This is a genomic window from Pseudomonas sp. NA-150 (assembly GCF_044336365.1).
Taxonomy (GTDB): Bacteria; Pseudomonadota; Gammaproteobacteria; order Pseudomonadales; family Pseudomonadaceae; genus Aquipseudomonas.
The window spans coordinates 525,061-549,747 of sequence record NZ_CP172305.1; the positions used below are offsets into that span (position 1 = coordinate 525,061).

Sequence of the window (24,687 nt, forward strand, 5' to 3'; positions counted from 1 at the left end):
TCGGCAAAGGCGCGGCGAGTATACAGGACGCCGGCGATCCTTAGCTTCGTAGGTGCGTCAGCGGTAGTTCGGTGCTGGCCAGCACCTGATTGAGCACAAAGCTCGAACGTACGCTGGTGACACCTTCAATGCGAGTCAGATGACCCAGCAACAGTTTCTGATAGTGATCCATGTCTGGCACTACGACCTTCAACTGATAATCAGCGTCCATCCCTGTGACCAGGCTGCATTCCAATACCTGAGGCAGGTTGCGGATCTGTTGCTCGAAATGCTCGAAGCGTTCGGGCGTGTGTCGGTCCATGCCGATCAACACGTAGGCCGTCAGGCTTAAGCCAAGTTTTTTGCGGTCCAGCAGCGCGACCTGGCGAGAAATGTAGCCGTCGTCTTCCAGTTGCTTGACCCGACGCGAGCAGGGCGAGGGCGACAATCCGATGCGTTCGGCCAGCTCTTGATTGGAGATCCGCGCGTCACGCTGCAATTCAGCCAAAATGCTCAGGTCGTATCTGTCGAGTTTGCTCATTGGTTGCGCCTATCTCAGATGTATTGCGCTGGATTATTCATCTGAAGTGAAAAATTGCGCAAGTCATGTTTTATTCAGCAATCTTCGCAATCCTCTGCTGGGGCCTCAGGCCTATTCTTATTAACAGAATCACTGCCCGGACATAGCGTCCAGCGCGGCTCGCCGAATCAGGTCAGCCGCGGCCGCCAACCCAACAGGGTTGGGCAGGCCCCCGGGCTACACACTGTCCAGAAGACGGCGTGAGGTGAGCCAATGCCAAAAGCGTTGAGCACGGACGAAATTCCCAAAAGGGGGCCGACGGGTCCCCTTTTTTTATTGCGTGGGTTTCGACTAAAAGCGCCCGCACGCGGTCAAACGTACTGTTAGAGTGCTGCCCCTAACGAATTCAGTCAGTAGTTTAATCAATGGGCATTTGCACCACAGTGAGGAAAGCATGAAATCGTGCATCTGGCGTTTTGCAGGTGTTAGTTTGCTGTGTATGAGTGTCAGCGCCCAAGCGTTGGCGGAAGGCCAGGGCGAGGAAGATCGCCAGCGTGAGCAAGAACAGCATCAGCACCAACAACAACAACAACAGCAACAACAACAGCAACAACATCAGCAGCAACAAAACCAACAACAGCAGCAACAGGTCCAGCAGCACCAGCAGCAGGATCAGCAGCGCCAGCAACAAATCCAGCAGCAACAACACCAGCAACAGGAACAACAGCACCAGCAGCAGGCACAGCAGCAGGAACAACAACGCCAGCAGCAACAGCGTCAGCAGCAGGAGCAGCAACAACATCAGCAGCAGGCGCAGCAGCAACAGGAACAGCAGCGTCAGCAGCAGTTCCAACAGCAGCAACACCAGCAGCAGGCACAGCAGCAACAAGAGCAGCAACGCCAATTGCAGCAACAACAGACACAGCAGCAGCGTCTGCCTATCCAGCCGCGTCCAGATGAAGTGCGCCAGACCCAACAGCCACGTCAGGGCTTTTATCAGGACAACCCACGTCAGGCGAGTAACCAGAATCAACATTGGCAGGGCGGACAACCGCCGCGGCCAGGGGGTGGCGACGGTCGTCCGGGCAATGATCACTGGCAGGGCCGACCTGATGGGCATGGCAACGGTTGGGGGCCAGGTCCGCAACGCCGTCCAGGTTATGAGATCGACAGGATGCCATCCGAGCATTCACGCTATGGCTGGCATGGTCAGGACTACTTCTACTCTGGTGGTTATTGGTATCGCCCGCAGGGTCCGCGTTACGTGATCGTGCAGCCGCCACGGGGAATCCGGGTTCACGAATTGCCGTCGTACTCGCAGGAAGTATGGTTGGGTGGAACGTTGTTCTTCGTCGCCGCAGGCACTTACTACCTGTATCAGCAGGATACCCAGGATTATGTCGTCTCCGAGCCGCCGCAAGGTGTCGAACCGGCCTATCCAGACGCCCCGCCACCTGGATCGGCGCCGGCGTTCAACATCAGCTACGATCCGAGATTTGCCCCAATCAATGGTCAAGGTCAGGATCAAATGAACCAGGATGGCTACGACTGCCACATGTACGCAATCGACCAGAGTCGCTTCGACCCGAGTGCGGCTGCTTACGCCCCCTCGGAGCAGGTAGTCGACGTCTACCGGCGCTCGATGAGCAACTGCCTGTCCAGTCGTGGTTACAGCGTTAGTTATTAACGTAACGCTAAAACACGCAATTCAAAAAAGGGAGCCAACAGGCTCCCTTTTTTTATCTAGCGTGACATTCAACCAACCATCCGCCTTTGGGCGTATTTCGTCAGCAACACCGGTCAAACCACCGCTCGTTTGACCACTTCCCGAGGGTCGGCGTGCACCAGCACTTCGGCCTTTGGGAATTCTTGTTGAATGGCGTCGGCCGCTTGATCACTCAGGGCGTGGGCTACCGAAAGGGTCAAATGCCCCGGTAGTTCCAGATGCAATTGCACGAACCAGTGGTTACCGGAAACTCGCGTCCGCAGATCATGGGCTCCCAGCACCCCCGGTACACTACGAGCCAGTTCCAGCATGCGCACACTGACATCGGGTGGAAGTTCTTCATCCATCAAAATAGCGACGGTTTCCCGGGCGATCTGAATCGAACTCCAGAGGATGTAGACGGCAATCGCCAAACCAAAATAGGCATCCAGTTGCTGCCAGCCAAACAACGCCAGAATCAACGCGACGAGAATGCTGGCATTGAGCAGCAGGTCAGAGCGGTAGTGCAACGAGTCAGCGCGGATTGCCGTCGAGCCGGTTTCGCGAATGACTTTGTGCTGGAACATCAACAGCGCCACGGTCAATGCAATCGACAGCAGCATCACCGCAATACCCAGCCCCGGCGCACCCAGTGGTTCCGGGTGCTGAATACGATCGACCGCCTGATAAGCAATCAACAGTGCACTGACCCCAATGAACAGCGATTGCGCGATACCCGACAGCGCTTCGGCCTTGCCGTGCCCATAGCGGTGATCTTCGTCAGCCGGGCGCAGCGCGTAATGCACTGCCAGCAAATTGAGGAACGACGCGACACCGTCCAGCGCCGAGTCGGTGAGGCCGGCAAGCAGGCTGACCGAACCACTCAGCCACCAGGCAATGGCTTTGGCAACGATCAGGATGCTTGCGACGGCCAGCGAAGCGCGGGTCGCCAGCCGTAGTAAACGTTCGTGTTCCGGGCTGGTGATCATGGCTCTTCCTTTGACTGAATCAGGCAGACGGGACCAGGCCGTACATTGCCAATTGTTGTGCGCTGCCGCGATGCTGGATCAGGCGCGGGTCATTGAGTGGCAGGCTACGGCCCAGCTCGGTTTCGAGGATGGCTTGCAGCTTGCTGTTATCAATGCTGCCATCCGCCTTGATTGCAGGCTGCAATTTGTGCGGATCGATCTGTGATGTGCGGCCTCCGGGGAAGTAGATAGCGCCGGTGGTGAAGTCGACACCAAAGGCGATCAGCCCCGGGATAATGTAGAACAGCAGGCCGATGGCATCCAGCGCAACGATCACGGGGTCGAGATGACCATCGATCTGACCGCGACGATCCGGGTAGAAAATGCTGCCGCAGGCGGTCAATTGGGTCAGCAAACTAGCGACCAGAACGCCGCCGATAACACGGGAAGGAATGCGCATAGGGATCTCCTGAAAGGTGGGCGCAACTATACAAGGCAAATGCTTACTCCTTAAGACTATTCCCGCGAGTGTTCGTGCAATAAGTGCAACACCGTATAATCGGCGGCTTGTTCTGGAGCTGCCATGATTTCGTTGCCCATTGATGCTGTCCTACCCGCCTTGCGCGACGCTTTGGCCGTGCGCCATGAAGCGGTGCTCGAAGCACCACCGGGCGCGGGTAAAACCACGCGTGTGCCCTTGGCGTTGCTGGAAGAAACATGGCTGGCCGGGCAAACCATTCTGATGCTGGAACCGCGCCGCCTGGCCGCGCGGGCGGCGGCTGAACGCCTGGCCAGTGAGCTGGGTGAAAAAGTCGGCGAGACGGTCGGTTACCGAATTCGCTTAGAGAGCAAGGTCGGACCCAATACCCGCATCGAAGTGGTCACCGAAGGCATTCTGACTCGCCGCTTGCAGGATGATCCGGCGCTGGACGGCGTGGGTTTGCTGATATTCGATGAATTTCACGAGCGCAGCCTCGACGCCGACCTCGCATTAGCCCTGAGCTTGAACGGCCGAGCGCTGTTTCGCGACGATCAGCCGCTGAAGATCTTGCTGATGTCCGCCACGCTGGAAGGTGAACGCCTGTCTGGCTTGCTCGACGACGCGCCGGTCATCCGCAGCGATGGTCGGATGTTTCCGGTGGACATGCGCTGGAGTCGGCCGTTTCAGGTAGGCGAATTCATTGAGCCGCGGGTGGTACAGGCCGTTCTCGATGCGCTGGATGCAGAGTCTGGCAGCCTGTTGGTGTTCCTGCCGGGGCAGGCCGAAATCCGCCGGGTCAATCAACAACTGGAAGAAGCACTGAGCGGGCGCCACGACATCTTGCTGTGCCCTCTGCATGGCGAGTTGGACCTGAGCGCACAACGCGCGGCCATCGAACCGGCGCCGAGTGGCACGCGCAAAGTGGTCTTGGCGACTAACATCGCCGAGACCAGCTTGACCATCAATGGCGTGCGGGTGGTAATCGATGCCGGTTTGGCGCGAGTCCCGCGTTTCGACCCCGGCAGTGGCATGACCCGCCTCGACACTCAACGCATCTCCCGCGCCAGCGCCACCCAGCGCGCAGGTCGGGCGGGGCGTCTGGAACCGGGCGTGTGTTATCGCCTGTGGTCCGAGGCTCAGCATGAGCAGTTGGCTGCTTACGGCACGGCGGAAATTCTTCAGGCCGATCTCGCGGGCCTGGCGCTGCAACTGGCGCGTTGGGGCGTAGCACCGGGGCAGTTGGTCTGGCTCGATGTACCGCCAGCGGCGGCTTATTCGCAGGCGCAGGATTTGCTCGGGCGCTTGGGCGCGCTGACGCAAAAGCCGGGTGAAGACTGGAAACTCACGGGCCACGGCCAGGCGATGGCGGAGCTGCCAGCGCATCCACGGATCGGGCATTTACTGCTGCGCGGGCAAGCATTGGGTCTGGGTGAATTGGCTTGTGACGTGGCTTCGTTGCTGGGCGAGCGTGACATTATGCGCGGTGGCGGCGCCGATTTGCACAGTCGCCTGACCTTGTTGGCGGGCACTGAGCGCGCCGCTCGAGGTGCGCAGGGCGGCGTTCAACGGGCAAAACAGCTGTCCCGACAATACCGAAGTTTATTGCAGAAACAGCGTGGCGCATCGAGTTCGGCCGTTGGCGATCCCGACCATCCACGCTGGCTCGGTGCCTTGCTGGCGCTGGCTTACCCTGATCGTGTGGCTCAGCAGAGACGCGCTGGCGGTGCGGAATATCGGCTGGCCAACGGCCGCGCGGCGTTGTTTGCCGAAGCCGACGCTTTGATGAAGCAGCCGTGGCTGGTGGTGGCTGATCTGGGCAGTCGTCAGGGGCAGCGCGAAGAGCGTATTTATATGGCCGCCGAGTTTGATCCAGGGCTGTTCGATTCAGTGTTGGCCGAGCAAGTCGTCGCACTCGACCATCTGGAGTGGGATGAGCGCGAAGGTGTATTCCGCGCCGAACGTCAGCGCAAAGTCGGTGAGCTGGTCCTCAGCCGCGAGCCGATGACTGATCTGGATGAGTCGGCGCGTGGTCAGGCGTTGCTGGCGCTGGTGCGTCGCAAGGGGCTGGAACTGTTGCCGTGGACGCCTGAACTGCGTCAGTGGCAGGCCCGAGTTTCGTTATTGCGCCACCTCGATCTGGAAAAACCAGCCGACAGTGAATGGCCGGATGTCAGCGACGCGGCCCTGCTCGCCAGTCTGGAAAAGTGGCTGCTGCCGTATCTGGGCAAAGTCTCGCGCCTCAGTCACTTCGGCAATCTCGACCTGTCTTCGATCCTGCATAACCTGTTGCCGTGGCCCTTGCCGCAGCGCCTGGACGAACTCGCACCGCATCACCTGAGCGTACCGTCCGGTTCATCGGTGCGCCTGGACTACAGCGAACATCCACCGATTCTGGCGGTGCGTCTGCAGGAACTGTTTGGTCTGGCGGAGACGCCACGCATCGCGGGCGGTCGGCAAATCGTCAAATTGCACCTGCTGTCACCGGCGCGGCGTCCGGTTCAAGTCACTCAGGATCTGGCCAACTTCTGGCGCAGTACTTATGCCGAGGTGAAGAAGGATTTAAAGGGCCGTTATCCGAAGCATTACTGGCCGGATGACCCCCTGGTGGCGGAAGCGACGGCGCGGATCAAGCCGAGGAAGTAGGGTGCCTGCGAAGAGGTCCACACGGTCTTACGGCTGCGCCGGCAATAAAAACTGTGCAATCACCGGCAAGTGACTGGAGATCAGCAAGGTATCGTCGCCACGTACTTGGGCGCTGACTCGCGTCAATTTAGGGCTGTGAAAGAAGTAATCCACCGTTCTGTCCGGCCCGCTCAGCCGTGGGTCGTTGGGAAAGTAGGTCAGCCATTGCCGCCGATCTTCGCCACCGCTTTCGGCGTTGCTCGGGATCATCGGGTATTTGTCCCACAGCTCATGCAGCCCACTGTCTTGCGCGTAGCCGCTGCGTTGTTCAGGGGCGAGGCGTTGGTATTGGCCTAGCGGCAACAGGTTGAAGTCGCCGCCGATCAACCAGGGCGTACCTTGGCTTTCGAATTTATCCAGCAACTTGAGCAGCGCCTGCACCTGGCGCTGCGAGGTGTCGTCGTTGCTGGCGTAGGGGTCGAGGTGGGTATTGATCACCGCCATTTGCCCACCGTCGCGCAGGGGCAGGTAGCTCACCAGCAACGCGCGTTTCGGCTGGAACTGGCGGCTGATGAGATTGCTGTTCGAGTGCGGCAATTGCAGGCGCTCGGCGTGTTCGATTTGGTAATGGCTCAACGTCGCCAGTTTTGTGCCGACGCTGCCATAGATATGCGGGCTCGGGATGAAGTCGGCTTTCCAGTAGAACGCTTCGGAAGTGCAGGGGTAGAGATCAACGACTCGTTCGCGCAACAGCCCCAGTTGATTCTCGTAGTCAGTGTTTTTAGCGCCGTCGTTCACTTCTTGCAGCAATACGATGTCGGGCTGTTCGTCGCGGATCACCCGAGCCACTTCATCGAGGTTGTAGGCCGTGTCTTCAGGGGTGGGGCGGTCATCCTGGCCGCTGCCGTCGGCCATGTCGTACCAGAATACATAGCGCTTGCCGGCCAGGTATTGGATGTTCCAGGTCATGACTTTCAGTGCCTGGCCGGGGGCCAGTACCGGGGCGGGGGATTTGCAACGGGTGGGTGCGTTTTCGCGCGCCGATGGGTGCCAGCTCATGCTGTAAATCAGCGCAGACACGAGCCCGACCGACAGCAGGCTTATCGAGGAATAGCGCAATAATCGGGTCATCGGCTCGACTTAGAACGCAGAACGTTCAAGGACTGAATCAGCCGAGCATAACCGAGTCCGCCACCGAAGTGGCGAGGGTGCTTAAAAAGTCAGGCTTCTGCTGGAGGCTGATGGATCAGCATGAACAGGCGGAACATCACCACGCTGGTAAACAGCTGCAAGAAGCTGCTGGCACTGTCGACCGCCAGTGACAGCGGCATGTTCAGCGGGTTCGGCAAGATGTACAGGCTGACGCCTTCCAGCACCGACAACGGCAGGTAAACACACAGCACACACACCATGATGCGCAGGAAATGTCCCTGGCTCATCTTGAAGCTTTCGCGCATGGCCGCCAGTGGCGTCATGCCCTCCAATACCAGCAGGTACTCGGAGAACACCAGCTTGATCATCACCCAGATCCCGGGGATGACGAACATCGACATGCCGAGCATGATCAGCAAGGTGCTCAGGGCGGACAACACGGCAAAGGTCGGCCACAGGCGCAAGGCCATGGCCATCAGGTCGCGTTTGCGTGGTTGTTCGCTGCGGGTGCGGGCGTCGAGGAACAGGATCAACGCGGCGGTATACAGCGGATAAAACAGCAGGCCGACCAACAGTTGATACGCCGGCGAGGCGTCCTCACCCAGCGCATTGCTCACCAGCTGTTTGCTGAAGGCTTCGAGTACCACCAACGGCAGGCACAGCATCAGAATGCTGGACAGGTTGCGTCGGAAAAAGTACAGCGAGTCTTGTAGAACGGTCAGCGGGTTCATCAGTCAATATCGCAAGGCCAAAAGCAGTGCGACACTTTAGCGTAAGGCTGGTGCAGGGCCAACCGCGCGCTTCGTCGGCATTATCCGGTAACATTTTCAGCGTTCTATTGAAACGACGCGGATCAGCCCCATTACCTTGATCACGGCTGTCCTATTTTTGGCAGACGATGTTTTTTTTATCGGCAATCTAACGAGGTCGCCATGAACAGCGAAGAGCAAACCCTGATCGATGGTCTTTTCTCAAAGTTGAGACAAGCCGAAACGAGTTCAGCTGCCCGAGACGCCCTGGCTGAAGCGCGGATCAAGGAACATGTGACTCAGCAACCGTCTGTCCCGTACTACATGACACAGACGATTCTGGTGCAAGAAGCCGCCATCAAGCAGCTTGATGCTCAAGGCAAACAGCTCGCCGAGCAAGTCGCCCAATTGCAGGCGCAATTGCAGCAGGCCCAGGCGCAACTGCAACAAGCCCAGGCCGCACCGGCGCCGAGCAGCGGTGGTTTCCTGTCGAGCATCTTCGGCAGCTCCCGCGATCCACAGCCGCAAGCGCAACAGCCATCGTTCTCGCAACCCCGGCCAGCCTCGCCACCTCCGTCGTCCGGCGGCTGGCGTGAACCTGCGCCGCAGCAGTACAACGCCCCGCAAGGCAACTACGCGCCACCGCCGCAGCAATATCAGCAGCCACAAGCCGCACCTGCCGCACCGATTGGCAGCGGGTTCCTGGGCGGTGCACTGAAAACCGCCGCAGGTGTGGCCGGTGGTGTGATGCTGGCAGAAGGTATCAGCAGCCTGTTCCACCACAACCAGCAGCAGCCACAGATCGTGGAAGAAATTATCGAAGAGCCAAGCCGCGCCAACGATAACTCCAATGGTGGCGACAATGGTTGGGGCAATGACAACCAGCGTGTGAGCAACAACGACTCCTTCAGTAACAACGACAGTGGCGGCTTTGCTGACAGCGGTTACGACAGTGATGACGGTGGCGGTTTCTCCGACGATGATGATTCGTATGTCTGATCTGATTAGCGGCGTCCGTTAGGACGCCTTCGCCGGTAGGAGCCAACTTGTTGGCGAGGCGGTGTGCCTGACACACCGCATCAAACGGCTCGCCAACAAGTTGGCTCCTACACAGGCGAAAGGCGCGGCGCGGTCCCGCTGACACACTACACCCGCAAAATCCCCCCAAACTGGCATACTGAGCGCCGATTCAATTCCTGGGTCGTTGTTGCCAACTCGCGCGCGCCTGCGCCATGGGGAAATCCGGTGAAAAAGATTGCGGTGTTCGCCGACGTACAAAACCTCTATTACACCGTTCGCCAGGCCCATGGTTGCCACTTCAACTACGCCGCGCTGTGGGCTGATATCAGCAAACGCGGGCAGATTGTCGAGGCGTATGCCTATGCCATCGATCGTGGCGACAGCAAACAGCAGCAATTCCAGCAGATCCTGCGCAACCTCGGCTTCACGGTAAAACTCAAACCCTACATCCAGCGCAGCGACGGTTCAGCCAAGGGCGACTGGGACGTAGGCATCACCATCGACATCATGGACGCCGCGCCGCATGTCGATGAGGTGGTACTGGCTTCCGGTGATGGCGACTTCGATCTATTGCTCGAACGCATCATCAGCAAGCACAGCGTCGAGGCCGTCGCCTATGGCGTCCCGGGTTTGACGGCCAACTCGCTGATCCGCGCCGCCAGTCGTTACGTGCCGATCGAAGGCGCGCTGCTGTTGAAAAACTAAACACTGATACTGCTAACAGGTTGGGCCCAGTTTGGAACGTATTGCTGTCATCGACTTCGAAACCACCGGTATCTCGCCGAACAACAGTTGCCGTGCGACTGAAATCGCCGTGGTGATCATGGAGCAGGGGCGCATCGTCGAGCGTTACCAAAGCCTGATGAACGCCGGGATACGCATTCCTGCATTCATCGAAGGTTTGACCGGCATCAGCAACAGCATGCTGCGCACCGCCCCGCCGGCCACGCAGGTGATGAATGAAGTCGCGGAATTCGTCGGCACCACGCCGTTGGTGGCGCACAACGCCTCGTTCGACCAGAAGTTCTGGGACTACGAGCTGTCACGCATTCAGCGCACGCGAGAGCAGAGCTTTGCCTGCTCGATGCTGCTGGCACGACGGCTGATGCCCGGCGCGCCGAACCACAAACTCGGCACCTTGACCAGTTGGGCCGGGCTGCCGAACACCGGCAAGGCTCACCGGGCGATGGCCGATGCCGAGATGGCAGCCAACCTGACCGTGCACCTGACCAACGAATTGCGCCAGACCCACGGTATCGCCGGGGTTTCACATCAATTGCTGTGTGCCTTGCAGAAAGTCCCGGCGGCGAAGATCAGCGAAGCTCTAAAGCGCCAGCGCGGGCTTTAAGCGCAGGCTTTTCCGCTTTGCCGTTGACCTCCAGATACCCCAGCGGTATGCGTCGTTCGACGGCAGTCGAGAGCACGATCGAGGTCTTGCTGAAGCCGAACTGGGCCACGCGATTGATCAGGTTTTCCAGCTCCGGCATCGAGCCGACAGCGGCCTGCATGATCACGCAGGGGTCACCGGTCACCCGGTGGCATTGCGTCAGTTCGGGAATTCGCGCCAGTTCATCGTAGGCCTGCTGATTGCCGTGGCTGGTCAGGCGCAGCTCGATCACGCATTGAATCGGCAGCCCGATCTTGGCCATGTCGACTTTGGCTTCATAGCCGGTGATCACTCCGCAGGCTTCCAGTTTGGCCACGCGCTCGGCGACTGCCGGCGCCGACAGATTGACCAGGCGCGCCAATTGGGCAAAAGATGCCCGCCCGTTTTCCAGCAGCGCATCGAGCAAAATTCGATCGTATTTGTCCAGGGTCATGACGCACCTGCATCGAGCTTTCGAAAAGAGTGTTTATAGGCCAAACAACGATGCTTTAAAAGGTCCAGGCGTGTCATAAACCCGGAATGCTGCTTATTTTTCCTACAGCGCTTTCATAAGATAAGTCGTTATAAGAACCTAACTTTAGAGATCAGCATGCCGACCTCTCGTCGTTTTCCTCTGCTACTGATTGGCGCTTTCTTTGCGTTGTATGTGATCTGGGGATCCACCTACCTGGTAATTCGCATCGGCATCGAGTCCTGGCCGCCATTGATGATGGCGGGTGTGCGCTTTTTGATCGCCGGTGGCTTGCTGTATGGCTTCATGCGTTTTCGCGGCGCGCCGAACCCGACATGGCAGCAGTGGAAGAACGCCGGAATGATCGGCTTTCTGTTGCTCGCCTGCGGAAATGGGGGCGTGACCCTGGCGGAACACGCCGGTGTAGCGTCGGGCGTTGCGGCCTTGGCGGTGGCCACCGTGCCGCTGTTCACGCTGATATTTGGCCTGTTATGGGGGCATCGCAATACACGTCTTGAGTGGGCCGGCATCGCGCTGGGGCTGGTGGGCATTGGCTTGCTGAACCTGGGCTCCAACCTGCAAGCCAGCCCTTATGGCGCCGCTATGGTGATCTTCGCTGCTGCGGCCTGGGCCTTCGGCTCGATCTGGAGCAAAACGCTGCCGCTGCCCGCCGGCCCGATGGCCAGCGCGGCGGAAATGCTGATCGCCGGTGTTGTCCTGCTGATCGGCAGCGCGTTGACCGGTGAGCGCATGGAGCACATGCCGACTGCCGCCGGTTGGGGCGCACTGGCGTATCTGGTGGTGTTCGGCTCGATCGTCGCGTTCAGTGCCTACATGTACCTGCTGAAAAACGTGCGTCCGGCGGCGGCGACCAGCTACGCCTACGTCAACCCGGCGGTGGCGGTGTTACTGGGTATTTTGTTTGCCGATGAGCACATTGGCGTCCCCGAGTGCCTGGCGATGGCGGTGATTATCAGCGCAGTGGTACTGATCGGAATCCCGCAGTGGCGCAAACGACCCTTACTCGAGCAGGCTGGAACCGTGCGGACAGGGTAAACTGCGCGCCTTGCGCTGAATTTTCCCTACGGTATCCCCATGACATTCGCCACTCTCGGCCTGATCGAACCCTTGTTGCGTGCCCTTGAGGCCCTCGGCTACCAGACTCCGACGCCTGTTCAGGCACAGGCGATTCCACCGGTACTGGCCGGCCGCGACTTGATGGCCGCTGCCCAGACCGGCACCGGCAAGACCGCCGGTTTTGCCTTGCCGCTGCTGCAACGCCTGACAATGGAAGGCCCGAAAGTGGCGCCCAACTCGGTGCGTGCACTGGTGCTGGTGCCGACCCGCGAACTGGCCGAGCAGGTTCACGAAAGCATTCGTCAGTACGCCGAACACCTGCCGCTGAGCACCTACGCGGTGTACGGCGGTGTCAGCATCAACCCGCAAATGATGAAGTTGCGTAAAGGCGTCGACGTGCTGGTGGCGACGCCGGGTCGCCTGCTGGATTTGTATCGCCAGAAAGCGCTGAAGTTCTCGCAACTGCAAACCCTGGTCCTCGACGAAGCCGACCGGATGCTCGACCTGGGTTTCTCCGAAGAGCTGCGTGATATCTATGCCGCGCTGCCGAAGCGCCGTCAGACGCTGCTGTTCTCCGCGACCTTCTCCGACGCGATCCGCCTGTTGGCCGGGCAGATGCTCGACGACCCGCTGACCATCGAAGTCAGCCCGCGCAACGTCGCGGCGAGTTCGGTCAAACAGTGGGTGGTGCCGGTCGACAAGAAGCGTAAAACGGAACTGTTTATCCACCTGCTGAAAAAACAGCGCTGGAGCCAAGTGCTGGTATTCGCCAAGACCCGTGTTGGCGTTGATCAGTTGGTTGAACGCCTGCAAGGTCTGGGCATCAATGCCGACGGCATCCACGGTGACAAACCGCAGGCAACCCGTCAGCGAGCGCTGGATCGCTTCAAGGCCAGTGAAGTGCAGATTTTGGTCGCGACCGATGTAGCAGCACGTGGCCTGGACATCGACGACCTGCCGACCGTGGTTAACTTCGACTTGCCGATCGTGGCTGAAGACTACATCCACCGCATCGGTCGTACCGGCCGCGCGGGCTTGACCGGTGAGGCGATCTCGCTGGTGTGCGCCGATGAAGTGGAATTGTTGTCCGCTATCGAAACCTTGACTCGCCAAACGCTGACGCGTCACGAAGAACAGGATTTCGAGCCGGAACATCGGGTGCCTACCACCGACGCCAGTGGCCAGATCCTGAAAAAACCGAAGAAGCCGAAGAAGCCAAAAGTCTCGGGTGGTGGTAAGCGCAATCTGGGCAAGTGGGTCGACAGCAACGAGTCGGCTGCGGACGTCCCTGCGGTCAAGCCTGTGCGCAAAGTTCCGGTATTCAACACCGGACCGCGTAAGCGCAAGCCTTAATTCCATCGCCTGTGTAGGAACGGGCTTGCCCGCGATCAGATTTCTCTGATACACCGCGATCGCGGGCAAGCCCGCTCCTACAACTTCAACCAGGCCACCATCCCCAACGCCGCAGCGCGACCACTGGCAAAGCAGGCGGTCAGCAGATAGCCACCGGTTGGCGCTTCCCAGTCGAGCATTTCCCCGGCACAGAACACCCCCGGCAGTTGCTTCAACATCAACCCTTCGTCCAACGCCTCAAACGGCACGCCACCGGCGGTGCTGATGGCCTCGTCAATTGGCCGGGTTTTGATCAGCGTCAGTGGTAACCCTTTCAAGGCTTTACCCAGCGATAACGGATCGGCAAACGCCTCGGCCGGCGCCAGTTCGCGCAACAACGCAGCCTTGACCCCATCAATTCCCAGTTGACTGTGCAGGTGCTTGGACATCGACCGCGAACCACGCGGTTTGGCCAGTGCTGCCTGGACCTTGCCGATGTCCTTGCCCGGCAGCAGGTCGATCTCCACCGTTGCGCAGCCGTGCTGATTGATCTGTTCACGAATAGGTGCAGACAACGCATACACCAGGCTGCCCTCGATACCGGTCTCGGTCAGCACGCATTCGCCCAGACGCGGTGTTTGTCCCCGCAAGCCGATGGCCACGTTCTTCAGTGGCGAGCCGGCGAACTTGCTGCGCAGCAATTCGCTCCAGGCCGTGGTTTCAAACCCGCAATTGCTGGGTTGCAGGGCCGTCATTGTGACGCCGCGTTGCTCCAGCCACGGCAGCCACGCGCCGTCGGAACCGAGGCGTGCCCAGCTTCCGCCACCCAACGCCAGCAACACCGCATCGGGCTTGATGGCCTGTTCGCTGTCGGCGTGAGCCACCCGCAGTTCACCTTCGTTGTTCCAGCCCAGCCAGCGATGGCGGGTGTGGATCACCACGCCGGCATCACGCAGGCGCTTGAGCCAGGCGCGCAATAAGGGCGCGGCTTTCATGTCGGCAGGAAATACCCGACCTGAACTGCCGACAAAGGTCTCAATACCCAATTCGTGAATCCAGTTGCGCAACGCGTCGGCGCCAAATTCGCGCAGCAGGGGCGCGATAAAAGGCGCGCGCTCCGCGTAGCGCGAGAGAAACGCGGGGTAGGGTTCCGAGTGGGTAATGTTCATTCCGCCCACGCCTGCCAGCAGAAACTTGCGGCCCACCGACGGCATGGCATCGTACAGATCGACCTTGATTCCGGCCTGGCTCAGGACCTCGGCGGCCATCAAGCCGGCTGGGCCTCCACCAATAACGGCAACCTGCGGGGGAGGGGAATGGGTCATAAACACGGCCTGATTAAAAAGAACAGGCGGGGATTATAAACAGGCTGCGAGGGCGCTGATGTGGATGATGGACGCGGACTGGAAAATCGTAACAAAACAATCCATGATTCCTCTGGTTGTGCGTGCCTTCAGGATGAGTCAGCTACTCCTTGAAGGCCTTTGTGATGGTCCTTTCTCCAGGAGTTAATCTTTGACTGACGTGTGTTCCAGCGGCCTCGATATTGGTTTCGCTTCACTGGATTATTTGCAAATAGGCATTCTCGGCGTCATTCAGGGCATCACGGAGCTGTTGCCGATCTCTTCCACGGCGCACATGCGCGTGGTGCCAGCCGTTCTCGGTTGGCGTGACCCGGGATCAGCGTTTTCGGCCGCCATGCAAATGGCTGCGCTGGCCGCGGTTGTCAGTTATTTCTGGCGCGACGTCCGGGATGTAGTTTCAGGAAGCGTCACGGCTGTGCGCGAGCGAGACTTCAGCAACAAGTGGTTCTTGCTGGCCGTGGCGATTATTCTCGCGACTATTCCCATCGGTATTGCCGGGCTGGCGTTGTCGTCGGTGCTCAATGCCTGCGGCTCGCCGTTGCGCGGGCTGATGGTGATTGGCGTTTCCTGTCTGGTGATGGCGGTGTTGATGGGGGTGTCCGAGTTCACGTGTCGGCATCGTCGAACGGTAGAGCAAATGCGCCTGCGCGATGCCTTGATTGTCGGTATTGCGCAGATTGGTGCGTTGATCCCTGGTGTTTCTCGCTCGGGTTCTACCCTGACAGCGGCACTGTTTCTGAACTTCAAGCGTGAAGAGGCGGCGCGTTTCTCCTTTTTGTTGGGCTTGCCGGCGATTGCATTGGCCGGGCTCAAGGAATTGTGGGTACTGCATAAGGCGGAAATACCGCCTGAGGCTTGGTCTCACTTGTTTTTCGGCATTCTCGTCGCCAGCGTGTCGGCCTTTTTTGCGATCTGGGGGCTGATGAGGTTTCTTGAACGCTTCTCGACCTGGCCTTTCGTGATTTACCGGGCAGCGCTGGGGATCTTTCTGATTGCTGCGGTCAGTACCGGCTTTTTGCAATAAACCGCTTATTCAGGGGTGAAGCGGATTCGCCCCTGATTCGGCCTGTGGAAAACTATTGATCAATAAATAGACAGTGGCCGCCAAGCCAAGCGGAATATGGGCTTTAGCGGCTTTCACTCAGGTTATCCACAGGCCGTTCCACAGCGATTGTGGACAGTTAATTCAATCCTTCCGACACCCAGACTCTCTGTGCGCTGTGATGCAGAATGCCGTGGCGACGTGCCAGGGCTACGCGATCCTTGCTGTAACCACCGCCGATAACCCCGAGCACCGGAATATTTCGCTTCAGGCAATGGCGCATTACCGCTTCATCGCGTGCGGCGACCCCTTCGTCGGTTAGCTTCAGGTAGCCGAGGGCGTCGTCTTTGTGCACATCCACGCCGGCGTCATATAGCACCAGATCCGGTTGATAGAACGGCAACAGGTAATTGAGGGTGTCGTCGACCACCTTCAGGTATTCAGCATCGCCCACGCCCATGGGCAGCGGGATGTCCCAGTCGCTTTCTGCTTTGCGTGCGGGAAAATTCTTTTCGCAATGTAGTGAAACGGTAATCGCATCCGGCGTATCAGCGAGTATGCGGGCGGTGCCGTCACCCTGGTGTACGTCGCAGTCGAAGATCAGCACGCGGCCGACGCGTCCGCTTTCCAGCAGGTAGCGGCTGATGACTGCCAGATCGTTGAAGATGCAGAAACCCGCCGGGTGATCGTAGTGGGCATGGTGCGTGCCGCCCGCCAGATGGCAGGCCAGGCCGTGCTGCAGGGCTTGTTCGGCCGCCAGCAGCGAGCCACCCACGGCGCGCACGGTGCGCAGCGCCAGTGCCTCGCTCCAGGGCAGGCCGAGACGGCGTTGGTCCTCGCGCGACAGCTCGTTGCTCATGAAGCGCTGGATGTACGCTGGGTCATGTGCCAGGGCCAGAATATCCGCAGGGCAGACCTCGGGACGCAGCAATCGGGCGTCGGTGGTCAGGCCGCTATCGACCAGGTGGTCACGCAGTAAGCGGAATTTATCCATCGGAAAGCGATGCTCAGCTGGAAAATCCGGGCTGTAATCATCGTGGTAGATGAGTGGCAGAGGCATTTTTAGTCTGGTCAGAGGTCGAAAGTGGATCTTGCCAGCAATGTCGCTGCCCGCACAGCGCCTCGATAGGGAGGCCCCGTGCGGCGGACTACACTGCGAGCCATGCCGGGCAACGTTATAGGAGCACACCGATGGAGCCGCTACTGGAACTCCACAGCGCGCGATTGCTAATGCGACAGTGGCGTGATGATGATTTGCCAGCGTTCGCGGCGTTGTGTGCCGACCCGCAAGTAATGCGTTATTTTCCGGAGCCCTTGAGCCGTTTGGAAAGCGCGGCATTGATTGGCCGAATACGCGGGCATTTTGCCGAACTGGGGTTTGGCTTGTGGGCTCTGGAACGCAAGGACACCGGGGAGTTTATTGGCTTTACCGGCTTGAGCGTGGTGGGCTTCACGGCCCATTTCACCCCGGCAGTGGAAATCGGCTGGCGTCTGGCCCGCGAGCATTGGGGGTTGGGGTTCGCCAGCGAGGCGGCGTGGACCGCTCTGGGCTGCGGCTTTGAACACCTGGCGCTGGACCAAATCGTCTCGTTCACGGCGCAGAGTAATTTGCCGTCGCAGAAGGTCATGCAAGCCATCGGGATGCACCATAACCCGACCGATGATTTCCAGCATCCGAGCCTGCCGGATGGCGACCCATTGAAACCTCACGCCTTATACCGGATCACCCGGCAGCAATGGATCAGAACCCTGAACGGTTGAACAAGGCTGGCGCCGCCAAAGCCTGTATCATTTGCGCTTGTGCGCAGTGACTGTGATGAGCCTTTGCGTTCTTTCGTCTTTGCCTGATTACGTCGCCTGCAATAGTCCTGGAGGCGCAGCATTGTTTTGTGTGAGGAGTTTCCGATGAGCCTGGTTCTAGATGATCTGGTTTCGCTGCTGGCCCTTGAGGCGATTGAAGAAAACCTCTTTCGCGGTCGCAGCCAGGACCTCGGCTTTCGTCAGCTGTTCGGCGGCCAGGTGCTCGGTCAATCGTTGTCGGCGGCAAGCCAGACCGTAGAGGACGAACGCCATGTGCATTCGTTGCACGGTTACTTCTTGCGTCCGGGCGACGCGTCGCTGCCGGTGGTCTATCAAGTCGACCGCGTGCGCGATGGCGGTAGTTTCAGCACTCGTCGTGTCTCGGCGATCCAGAAAGGGCAGCCGATCTTCACCTGTAGCGCGTCGTTCCAGTACGACGAGAAAGGCTTCGAGCACCAGACCCAGATGCCGCAAATCGTCGGACCGGAAAACCTGCCGTCCGAATTGGAGTTGACGCAGCAGCGTGCGCATTTGATTCCCGAAAAAATGCGCGAAAAACTGCTGTGCCCAAAGCCGATCGAATTTCGCCCGGTGACGGCCACCGACCCCTACGATCCCAAGCCAAGCGAAGCGGTGAAATACGTGTGGTTCCGCGCCGACGGCAGCCTGCCTGACGTTCCGGCGCTGCATAAGTACCTGCTGGCCTATGCCTCCGACTTCAATCTGCTGACCACTTCATTGCAGCCGCACGGCAAATCGGTGTTCCAGAAAGACATGCAGGTTGCCAGTCTCGACCATTCCCTGTGGTTCCACGCCGACCTGCGCGCCGATGACTGGCTGCTGTATGCGATGGACAGCCCGTGGGCGGGCAATTCCCGTGGTTTCTCACGTGGCAGCGTGTACAACCGCGCCGGGCAACTGGTGGCGTCTGTCAGCCAGGAAGGACTGATCCGTCATCGGAAGGATTGGGCGTGAGTCTGCAGCAGGTTCGTCATTGGGTGTTCGACATGGACGGCACCCTGACGTTGGCTGCCCACGATTTCCCCGCGATCAAACGGGCGCTGGAGATTCCGCAGGACGACGACATCCTCAGTCATTTGGCTGCGCTACCGCCTGAGGTGTCAGCGGCCAAGCATGCCTGGCTGCTGGAGCATGAGCGCGAACTGGCGCTGGCGTCGCAACCGGCTCCCGGAGCGGTGGAGCTGGTTCGTGAGCTGGCGGCGCGCGGTTATCGCTTGGGCATTCTCACGCGTAACGCTCGCGAGCTGGCGCACATCACCCTGGAAGCGATCGGGCTGGCGGATTGTTTTGCGGTCGATGACGTTCTGGGGCGGGATGAGGCACCACCCAAGCCCGATCCCGGCGGCCTGCTGAAGTTGGCGCAGGCGTGGGATGTAGCACCGTCGCAGATGGTAATGGTCGGCGACTACCGCTTCGATCTCGACTGTGGCCGTGCGGCGGGTGCACAGACGGTGTTGGTCAACCTGCCAGAGAATCCGTGGCCGCAACTGACCGATTGGTATGCCCTGGATTGCTTCGCGTTGCGCGAGATGTTGGTGGTCTGATCCAGCACCGTGTCGCGCCAATCGCGGGCAAGCCCGCTCCTACAAAAGATTCACGAAACCTTGTAGGAGCGGGCTTGCCCGCGATGTGCATCAAGATCAGTTGGCGAACGGCTTGAACACCGCCGCCTGACCTTCCGGCGAGGTGAACATCAAGTCGCCGTCATGACCGACACTCGGGACTTCAACCAGTTGATGCTTCAGCCCCTCAGGGTGACGCTGTTGCAGGTAGTTGAAGAAATTATGCCCGCGGATCAGGCGATAAGCGCCCTGAGCTTCGGCGGCGCAGGTGGTGTCCAGCGCCGGGTGCTTGGGGTCAGTGTCCAGTTGACCCAGCAAGTAGGTCACATCGCGGCTGACGTAGTTTTTCTCGATCTGCTCTGCGGTCAGTTTACCCGCGTACGCCGGCAACTTGTTCATCCCGTATTTCCAGGTATCGAACGTCGGGCAGGTCTTCGGGTCCACGGTCTCAGGCCGCTTGTCATCGAAATAGGCGTAGGACGACGGGTTGGCGATCACGTAGCGCAGGGTGATGCCGGCTTTCTCCAGATCTGCACCGCCTTTGCCCACTTCCACATAACGCTGAACCACCTGAGCACCACCCGAATGCCCAGCGATAATGACTTCACGCAAGTTCGGGAACAGCTTGCGGTCGCTGAGTTTGGTCAGGATTTCGTCGATGACGGTGAATGAACTGACAGGCACCGGGCCAAGAGCCGCTTCGCCGCCCATCCAGTCATCTTTGTGCCAGCGCAGGATATTGTCTTTCAGCTGGTGCTTGGTGATGTCTTTCTGATCGAGGAACTGCGGAGCGATCAGCAATGTGGAGCTGCGCAGGCCCGAGCGATACGAAGCTCGCTCAGCACTGCGCAGGTAGGTCTGTGCATTGCGCAGGCGGCCATGAATGATGATCAGGGCGCGGCGAGTGTTCGGTTGCGGTGATTTCCAGTCCTTGCTCAACCCAAGCGTCGCCAGCGCGCCGTTAACCGGCAGCCGTTCGGGGCTGAGGGCTTTCACCGCCAAATCCGCTGCATGTGCCGTCAGGCTCATTAGGGTGCTCAACAACAGGACCAATAACGGTTTTATCATGTGATTAAAGGCTCTTTGCGGAGAAGGTATCGCACTGATTAAGTTGGCCCTGAGCAAAACCGGTCTTGAACCAGCGCACGCGCTGTGCCGAGGTGCCATGGGTAAACGAGTCGGGTACCACTCTACCCTGACTCTGTTGCTGCAATCGGTCATCGCCAATGGCATTGGCCGCGTTCAGGGCTTCTTCAATATCACCCGGCTCCAACCAATTCAAACGCTTTTGTGCGTTATTGGCCCAAACACCCGCAAGACAGTCAGCTTGCAACTCCTGATGCACCAACAAACCGTTGTTGCCCTCCAGGCGAGCCCCCCGTTGCCGCGCCGCGTCGACCTTGGCCGATACCCCCAAAAGTGTCTGCACATGATGACCCACTTCGTGGGCAATCACGTTGTCGCTGCGTCTGCCTTTTTTCCAGAGCATGGGGGAATCCTCTTCTTCTCAAGCTGAGAGTGTTGTTGCTGGCAACGGCATGCGCCAGACCGGTCGTCCGGGTGGAAGGCGAGGGGAGAGAGGAGAAGAAGGTGTCGGGAAAGCGTACTTCCCCGACGAGATGGCTTAGCGCCGAACCAGCAACACGCCCGATTCCATATGGTGGGTATACGGGAACTGATCAAATAACGCACAGCGCTCGATGCGGTGGGTGTCATTCAATTGCGCGATATTCGCCGCCAGGGTTTCCGGGTTGCAGGAGATGTACAGGATGCGTTCGAAGCGGCGGGTCAGTTCGCAGGTGTCCGGGTCCATGCCGGCCCGTGGCGGGTCGACGAACACGCTGCCGAAGTCGTAGCTCTTCAGATCGATCCCGGCCAGACGTCGGAAAGGGCGTACATCGTTCAGGGCTTCGGTCAGCTCTTCAGCAGACAGGCGCACCAGACTGACGTTGTCCACCTGGTTGTCGGCCAGGTTGTTCAAGGCCGCGGCGACTGAGGTCTTGCTGATCTCAGTGGCCAGGACTTTGCGTACACGGGTCGCCAGCGGCAGGGTGAAGTTGCCGTTGCCGCAATACAGCTCCAGCAAGTCGTCGTCGCGCTGGCCCAAGGCTTCATACGCCCAGCTGAGCATCTTCTGGTTGACCGAGCCGTTGGGCTGGGTGAACGAGCCTTCCGGTTGCTGGTAACTGAAGGTACGACCGGCGACCTGCAGTGCTTCGATAGCGTAATCGCGACCGACCACCAGACGTTTACCCTTGGAGCGACCGATGACGCTGACCTTCAACTCTTCAGCCAGTGTTTGCGCGGCTGTGAGCCAGGCGTCATCCAGCGGGCGGTGATAACACAGAGTGATAATCGCATCGCCTGCCAGAGTAGTCAGGAAGTCCACCTGGAACAGCTTGTGGTTCAGGACTGCGCTGGCTTCCCAACGGCTGCGCAGCAGCGGCATCAAATCATTGATGCGCTGGCTGGCAATCGGGAAGTCATTGATCAGGATCGGCGTGTGGTTATCGCCAGGCGCGAACATTGCGTAGAAGCGCTGCTGGTTTTCGCGCCACAGGCGAAACTCGGCGCGCAGGCGGTAATGCTCGCGCGGCGAATCGAATACCTGCGGTTCCGGCGCCGCGAACGGCGCCAGCAAGTCACGCAAACGCGTGGCTTTGTCGGCGAGCTGCAGATCGTAGCTCGCGGGGTCAAAAGGTACACTCATGCGTTAAACCAGCCCAACTTGATCACGAACAGAATCGACAGGATCACCAGCGCCGGGTTCAGCTCGCGCCCGCGCCCGGACAGCAGTTTGATCGCGGTCCAGGAGATGAAACCAAATGCAATGCCGTTGGCGATAGAAAAGGTAAATGGCATCGCCAGCGCGGTAATGACCACAGGCGCGGCGACGGTGATGTCATCCCATTCTATTTCAGCCAGGCCCGACATCATCAACACGGCGACGAACATCAGTGCCGGTGCGGTGGCGAACTCCGGAACGCTGCCGGCCAACGGGGCGAAGAACAGCGCCAGCAGGAACAAGATGGCGACGACGACGGCGGTCAGACCGGTGCGGCCACCCGCTGCCACACCCGCAGCCGACTCGATGTAGCTGGTGGTGGTCGAAGTGCCCAGCAGGGAACCGGCCATGGCAGCGGTACTGTCGGCGACCAGCGCGCGGCCCATTTTTGGCATGTAGCCGTCTTTGCCCATCAGGCCGGCGCGTTTTGCTACGCCGATCAGGGTGCCGGAGTTGTCGAACAGGTCAACGAACAGGAAGGAGAAGATCACGCTGACCAAACCGATGTTCAGTGCACCTTTAATGTCCAGTTGCAGAAAGGTCGGCAGCAGCGAAGGCGGGGCCGACATCACACCGCCGAACGGCGAGAAACCGAAGACGATGGAGACGATGGTGACCACCAGAATCCCGATCAGCACCGAACCTTTCACGCTTAGAGCTTCCAGCGCCACGATCAGGAAAAAGCCGAGGACGGCGAGGATCGGACCTGGTTTGGCCAGATCACCCATACCGACCATGGTCGCAGGGTTCGCCGCGACGATGCCGGCGTTCTGCAGCGCGATCAGCGCCAGGAACAGGCCGATACCCGCCGCAATCGCCGAGCGCAAGGGCAGGGGGATGCTGTTGATGATCCACTCACGAATCTTGAAGATCGACAGAATGAAGAACATCACGGCGGAGATGAACACCGCACCCAACGCCACTTGCCAGGTGTGGCCCATGTGCAGGACGACGGTGTAGGTAAAGAACGCGTTGAGGCCCATACCCGGAGCCAGGGCGATCGGGTAGTTGGCGATCAGGCCCATCACGGTCGAACCGATGGCCGCCGCCAGGCACGTCGCGACAAATACCGCGCCTTTGTCCATGCCCGTCGCACCAAGAATGCTCGGGTTAACGAACAGTATGTAGGCCATGGCCAGGAAAGTGGTGACGCCCGCAAGAATTTCGGTGCGCACATTCGTTTTGTGTGCGCTGAGTTGGAACAGCCTTTCCAGCATGTTTGCTCCCCATGACGCGTCCTGCGCCGTTAAATGTATCGACTAAAACAGCAAAGCACAGACTGTTGAATAAGCCTGCACGTTTTCTGTGCGTCGGAAAAAGCCGCGCATCATAACAGCAGCCCGAGCCGCTGGCTGCTGGCAGATGTTCAACGGTAAACATGCAGGAATTCAGCCATTTGTCGGGTCTGTCAGATATGACTGCTCGGTCAGGAATTGTAGGAGGTTGATGGCCTCTGTTGTAGGCGCGGGCTTGCCCGCGATCAGCTTCACGCAATGTGTCAGAAACACCACTATCGCGGGCGAGCCCGCTCTTACAATAAAACGTCAACCCTCAATGTCGCTGGAGTGCAAGCGCAGGTCGCACAGGTGCGTTTTATGTGCACTACTGCTGCGTAATTTGGTACGACACGGCAGCGTTCGATTGCCGCTTTCCTAAAAAGAATAACGAGCCAATCCGAGGGAGCACGCATGAAGAGATTTATCCGTCGTATCAGTTGTGGTGTGTTGATGCTGAGCAGTACCGCGTTGATGGCGGCTGAACCCGCCGCGTGCCAGAACGTGCGCATGGGCGTGGTCAACTGGACGGATGTAATCGCGACCAGTGCAGTGGCTGAGGTGTTGCTGAAAAACATGGGGTACGAGGTCAAACAAACCAGCGCCGCGCAGCAAATCGTATTCGGCGGTATTCGTGACGGGCGTCTGGATGTGTTCCTCGGCTACTGGAAACCGGCGATGGACAAGAACATCGCACCCTTCGTGACCGCCAACCAGGTCAAAGTCCTCGATAAACCGAGCATGAATGATGCACAGGCGACCCTGGCTGTGCCCGATTATGTGGCAGCGGGTGGCCTCAAGACTTTCGCCGACATCGCCAAATTCAAAGATAAGCTTGGCGGCAAGATTTATGGTATCGAGCCAGGTACCGGCGCCAACGGCAACATCAAAGGCATGATCGATAAGAATCAATTCGGTCTGGCTGGCTTCCAACTGGTCGAATCGGGTGAGGCGGGCATGCTTGCCGCCGTGCAGCGTGCTATTCAGCGTAAAGAGTGGGTGGTGTTCGTTGGCTGGACGCCGCACCCAATGAACATCAACATGAAAATCGCTTACCTGACGGGCAGCGAAGATGTGTTCGGCCCGCAAGAGGGTGCTGCAACCGTATCGGTAGTGACGGCTCCGGACTACGCTCAGCGTTGCCCGAACGTCAGCCGTCTGATGAGCAATCTGACGTTCAACGCGGCCCAGGAAAGCCAGTTGATGGTGCCAATTATGGACCGCAAGGCACCGGAAGAGGTGGCCAAGCAATGGCTGCGCGATCACCCAGAAGACGTACAGCGCTGGTTGGCCGGCGTGACCACCTTCGACGGTAAAGACGCTGCGTCCAACCTGCAATTGAGCCTCAAGTAACCGCACATACTGCATGTGCCCAGCCCCTCCCCAGTCGTGGGGC

General features: G+C 59.2%; 24 protein-coding genes and 1 pseudogene. 12 read left to right on the top strand and 13 right to left on the bottom strand.

All coding sequences use genetic code 11. The features are described 5' to 3' along the window. Window positions 1-40: 40 nt before the first annotated feature. Both ACF0H7_RS02580 and ACF0H7_RS02585 read right to left on the bottom strand, forming a co-directional pair. A complete protein-coding gene (locus ACF0H7_RS02580) occupies window positions 41-520 on the bottom strand; it encodes an Lrp/AsnC family transcriptional regulator (protein ID WP_397451254.1) in 480 nt (159 codons plus the stop codon). Window positions 521-917: 397 nt separating this feature from the next. Further along, window positions 918-1,394, bottom strand: coding sequence for a hypothetical protein (locus tag ACF0H7_RS02585; RefSeq protein WP_397453808.1), 477 nt, complete (start codon window positions 1,392-1,394; stop codon window positions 918-920). Between the two features lie 66 nt (window positions 1,395-1,460). Between ACF0H7_RS02585 and ACF0H7_RS02590 the strand changes: the two genes are divergently transcribed. Further along, complete coding sequence (locus ACF0H7_RS02590; protein WP_397451255.1) at window positions 1,461-2,186, top strand: DUF6515 family protein; 726 nt, start codon at window positions 1,461-1,463, stop codon at window positions 2,184-2,186. A gap of 113 nt (window positions 2,187-2,299) precedes the next feature. Here the strand turns inward: ACF0H7_RS02590 and ACF0H7_RS02595 are convergent, their stop codons facing one another. Together ACF0H7_RS02595 and ACF0H7_RS02600 are read right to left on the bottom strand one after the other, a co-directional pair. Then, window positions 2,300-3,193: a cation diffusion facilitator family transporter gene (locus ACF0H7_RS02595; RefSeq protein ID WP_397451256.1), complete on the bottom strand. Its 894-nt coding sequence runs from the start codon at window positions 3,191-3,193 to the stop codon at window positions 2,300-2,302. A 19-nt stretch (window positions 3,194-3,212) separates the two neighbouring features. Then, a complete protein-coding gene (locus ACF0H7_RS02600; RefSeq protein ID WP_397451257.1) occupies window positions 3,213-3,632 on the bottom strand; it encodes a polyribonucleotide nucleotidyltransferase in 420 nt (139 codons plus the stop codon). 123 nt (window positions 3,633-3,755) lie between these two features. Here ACF0H7_RS02600 and hrpB point away from each other — a divergent pair, with 123 nt between their 5' ends. Continuing rightward, window positions 3,756-6,296, top strand: a complete 2,541-nt coding sequence (gene hrpB, locus ACF0H7_RS02605; RefSeq protein ID WP_397451258.1) for an ATP-dependent helicase HrpB — start codon at window positions 3,756-3,758, stop codon at window positions 6,294-6,296. 27 nt (window positions 6,297-6,323) lie between these two features. Here hrpB and ACF0H7_RS02610 read toward each other — a convergent pair whose 3' ends face one another. Continuing rightward, entirely contained in the window at window positions 6,324-7,406 is a 1,083-nt protein-coding gene (locus ACF0H7_RS02610) for an endonuclease/exonuclease/phosphatase family protein (protein WP_397451259.1), read from the bottom strand. 89 nt (window positions 7,407-7,495) lie between these two features. Then, entirely contained in the window at window positions 7,496-8,158 is a 663-nt protein-coding gene (locus tag ACF0H7_RS02615; protein WP_397451260.1) for a YciC family protein, read from the bottom strand. A 201-nt stretch (window positions 8,159-8,359) separates the two neighbouring features. On the opposite strand from ACF0H7_RS02615, the gene ACF0H7_RS02620 reads away from it, so the two are divergent. The 3 genes from ACF0H7_RS02620 to ACF0H7_RS02630 all read left to right on the top strand — a co-directional run bounded on the left by ACF0H7_RS02620 (window position 8,360) and on the right by ACF0H7_RS02630 (window position 10,544). Then, window positions 8,360-9,175, top strand: coding sequence for a DUF2076 domain-containing protein (locus ACF0H7_RS02620; RefSeq protein WP_397451261.1), 816 nt, complete (start codon window positions 8,360-8,362; stop codon window positions 9,173-9,175). 246 nt (window positions 9,176-9,421) lie between these two features. Further along, window positions 9,422-9,901 (top strand): NYN domain-containing protein, encoded by a 480-nt coding sequence (locus tag ACF0H7_RS02625; RefSeq protein ID WP_397451262.1) that lies wholly within the window; start codon window positions 9,422-9,424, stop codon window positions 9,899-9,901. A 31-nt stretch (window positions 9,902-9,932) separates the two neighbouring features. Then, window positions 9,933-10,544, top strand: coding sequence for a PolC-type DNA polymerase III (locus ACF0H7_RS02630; protein ID WP_397451263.1), 612 nt, complete (start codon window positions 9,933-9,935; stop codon window positions 10,542-10,544). Here the strand turns inward: ACF0H7_RS02630 and ACF0H7_RS02635 are convergent. Continuing rightward, complete coding sequence (locus tag ACF0H7_RS02635) at window positions 10,510-11,010, bottom strand: Lrp/AsnC family transcriptional regulator (RefSeq protein ID WP_397453809.1); 501 nt, start codon at window positions 11,008-11,010, stop codon at window positions 10,510-10,512. The two genes, ACF0H7_RS02630 and ACF0H7_RS02635, sit on opposite strands and share 35 nt — an antisense overlap. Before the next feature lie 162 nt (window positions 11,011-11,172). On the opposite strand from ACF0H7_RS02635, the gene yedA reads away from it, so the two are divergent. Both yedA and ACF0H7_RS02645 read left to right on the top strand, forming a co-directional pair. Further along, window positions 11,173-12,090 carry a drug/metabolite exporter YedA gene (gene yedA, locus ACF0H7_RS02640; protein WP_397451264.1) on the top strand — a complete coding sequence of 306 codons (918 nt, stop codon included), beginning with the start codon at window positions 11,173-11,175 and terminating at the stop codon, window positions 12,088-12,090. 39 nt (window positions 12,091-12,129) lie between these two features. After that, complete coding sequence (locus tag ACF0H7_RS02645; protein ID WP_397451265.1) at window positions 12,130-13,464, top strand: DEAD/DEAH box helicase; 1,335 nt, start codon at window positions 12,130-12,132, stop codon at window positions 13,462-13,464. 77 nt (window positions 13,465-13,541) lie between these two features. On the opposite strand, the gene ACF0H7_RS02650 is transcribed toward ACF0H7_RS02645, so the two are convergent. Beyond that, entirely contained in the window at window positions 13,542-14,768 is a 1,227-nt protein-coding gene (locus ACF0H7_RS02650) for a TIGR03862 family flavoprotein (RefSeq protein WP_397451266.1), read from the bottom strand. Between the two features lie 190 nt (window positions 14,769-14,958). Here ACF0H7_RS02650 and uppP point away from each other — a divergent pair, with 190 nt between their 5' ends. Then, window positions 14,959-15,831, top strand: a complete 873-nt coding sequence (gene uppP / locus ACF0H7_RS02655) for an undecaprenyl-diphosphatase UppP (RefSeq protein ID WP_397451267.1) — start codon at window positions 14,959-14,961, stop codon at window positions 15,829-15,831. A gap of 157 nt (window positions 15,832-15,988) precedes the next feature. On the opposite strand, the gene ACF0H7_RS02660 is transcribed toward uppP, so the two are convergent. Next, a complete protein-coding gene (locus tag ACF0H7_RS02660) occupies window positions 15,989-16,909 on the bottom strand; it encodes a histone deacetylase (RefSeq protein ID WP_397451268.1) in 921 nt (306 codons plus the stop codon). Window positions 16,910-17,040: 131 nt separating this feature from the next. Here ACF0H7_RS02660 and ACF0H7_RS02665 point away from each other — a divergent pair, with 131 nt between their 5' ends. From ACF0H7_RS02665 to ACF0H7_RS02675, 3 genes are all read left to right on the top strand, one after another. Further along, window positions 17,041-17,610 (top strand): GNAT family N-acetyltransferase, encoded by a 570-nt coding sequence (locus ACF0H7_RS02665; protein WP_397451269.1) that lies wholly within the window; start codon window positions 17,041-17,043, stop codon window positions 17,608-17,610. A 144-nt stretch (window positions 17,611-17,754) separates the two neighbouring features. Next, window positions 17,755-18,624, top strand: a complete 870-nt coding sequence (gene tesB / locus ACF0H7_RS02670; protein ID WP_397451270.1) for an acyl-CoA thioesterase II — start codon at window positions 17,755-17,757, stop codon at window positions 18,622-18,624. After that, window positions 18,621-19,214, top strand: a complete 594-nt coding sequence (locus ACF0H7_RS02675; RefSeq protein WP_397451271.1) for an HAD family hydrolase — start codon at window positions 18,621-18,623, stop codon at window positions 19,212-19,214. Before tesB ends, ACF0H7_RS02675 begins: the two co-directional genes overlap by 4 nt. Window positions 19,215-19,310: 96 nt before the next feature. Here ACF0H7_RS02675 and ACF0H7_RS02680 read toward each other — a convergent pair whose 3' ends face one another. From ACF0H7_RS02680 to ACF0H7_RS02695, 4 genes and pseudogenes are all read right to left on the bottom strand, one after another. After that, a complete protein-coding gene (locus ACF0H7_RS02680) occupies window positions 19,311-20,300 on the bottom strand; it encodes an alpha/beta hydrolase (RefSeq protein WP_397451272.1) in 990 nt (329 codons plus the stop codon). Between the two features lie 4 nt (window positions 20,301-20,304). Continuing rightward, window positions 20,305-20,688 (bottom strand): annotated as a pseudogene (locus ACF0H7_RS02685) (neutral zinc metallopeptidase); the annotation flags it as partial. Between the two features lie 168 nt (window positions 20,689-20,856). After that, on the bottom strand, window positions 20,857-21,942 hold the full coding sequence (gene trmA / locus ACF0H7_RS02690) for a tRNA (uridine(54)-C5)-methyltransferase TrmA (protein WP_397451273.1): 1,086 nt from the start codon (window positions 21,940-21,942) through the stop codon (window positions 20,857-20,859). Continuing rightward, a complete protein-coding gene (locus ACF0H7_RS02695) occupies window positions 21,939-23,234 on the bottom strand; it encodes an NCS2 family permease (protein ID WP_397451274.1) in 1,296 nt (431 codons plus the stop codon). The genes trmA and ACF0H7_RS02695 overlap by 4 nt, the downstream gene beginning before the upstream one ends. Before the next feature lie 471 nt (window positions 23,235-23,705). Between ACF0H7_RS02695 and choX the strand changes: the two genes are divergently transcribed. Beyond that, complete coding sequence (gene choX, locus ACF0H7_RS02700) at window positions 23,706-24,644, top strand: choline ABC transporter substrate-binding protein (RefSeq protein ID WP_397451275.1); 939 nt, start codon at window positions 23,706-23,708, stop codon at window positions 24,642-24,644. Window positions 24,645-24,687 lie beyond the last annotated feature (43 nt).

Coding starts and splice junctions, on each gene's coding strand:
- ACF0H7_RS02580 (WP_397451254.1), bottom strand. CDS start 520: ATGAGCAAACTCGACAGATACGACCTGAGCATTTTGGCTGAATTGCAG.
- ACF0H7_RS02595 (WP_397451256.1), bottom strand. CDS start 3,193: ATGATCACCAGCCCGGAACACGAACGTTTACTACGGCTGGCGACCCGC.
- ACF0H7_RS02600 (WP_397451257.1), bottom strand. CDS start 3,632: ATGCGCATTCCTTCCCGTGTTATCGGCGGCGTTCTGGTCGCTAGTTTG.
- hrpB (WP_397451258.1), top strand. CDS start 3,756: ATGATTTCGTTGCCCATTGATGCTGTCCTACCCGCCTTGCGCGACGCT.
- ACF0H7_RS02610 (WP_397451259.1), bottom strand. CDS start 7,406: ATGACCCGATTATTGCGCTATTCCTCGATAAGCCTGCTGTCGGTCGGG.
- ACF0H7_RS02615 (WP_397451260.1), bottom strand. CDS start 8,158: ATGAACCCGCTGACCGTTCTACAAGACTCGCTGTACTTTTTCCGACGC.
- ACF0H7_RS02620 (WP_397451261.1), top strand. CDS start 8,360: ATGAACAGCGAAGAGCAAACCCTGATCGATGGTCTTTTCTCAAAGTTG.
- yedA (WP_397451264.1), top strand. CDS start 11,173: ATGCCGACCTCTCGTCGTTTTCCTCTGCTACTGATTGGCGCTTTCTTT.
- ACF0H7_RS02645 (WP_397451265.1), top strand. CDS start 12,130: ATGACATTCGCCACTCTCGGCCTGATCGAACCCTTGTTGCGTGCCCTT.
- ACF0H7_RS02650 (WP_397451266.1), bottom strand. CDS start 14,768: ATGACCCATTCCCCTCCCCCGCAGGTTGCCGTTATTGGTGGAGGCCCA.
- ACF0H7_RS02660 (WP_397451268.1), bottom strand. CDS start 16,909: ATGCCTCTGCCACTCATCTACCACGATGATTACAGCCCGGATTTTCCA.
- ACF0H7_RS02665 (WP_397451269.1), top strand. CDS start 17,041: ATGGAGCCGCTACTGGAACTCCACAGCGCGCGATTGCTAATGCGACAG.
- tesB (WP_397451270.1), top strand. CDS start 17,755: ATGAGCCTGGTTCTAGATGATCTGGTTTCGCTGCTGGCCCTTGAGGCG.
- ACF0H7_RS02680 (WP_397451272.1), bottom strand. CDS start 20,300: ATGATAAAACCGTTATTGGTCCTGTTGTTGAGCACCCTAATGAGCCTG.
- trmA (WP_397451273.1), bottom strand. CDS start 21,942: ATGAGTGTACCTTTTGACCCCGCGAGCTACGATCTGCAGCTCGCCGAC.
- ACF0H7_RS02695 (WP_397451274.1), bottom strand. CDS start 23,234: ATGCTGGAAAGGCTGTTCCAACTCAGCGCACACAAAACGAATGTGCGC.
- choX (WP_397451275.1), top strand. CDS start 23,706: ATGAAGAGATTTATCCGTCGTATCAGTTGTGGTGTGTTGATGCTGAGC.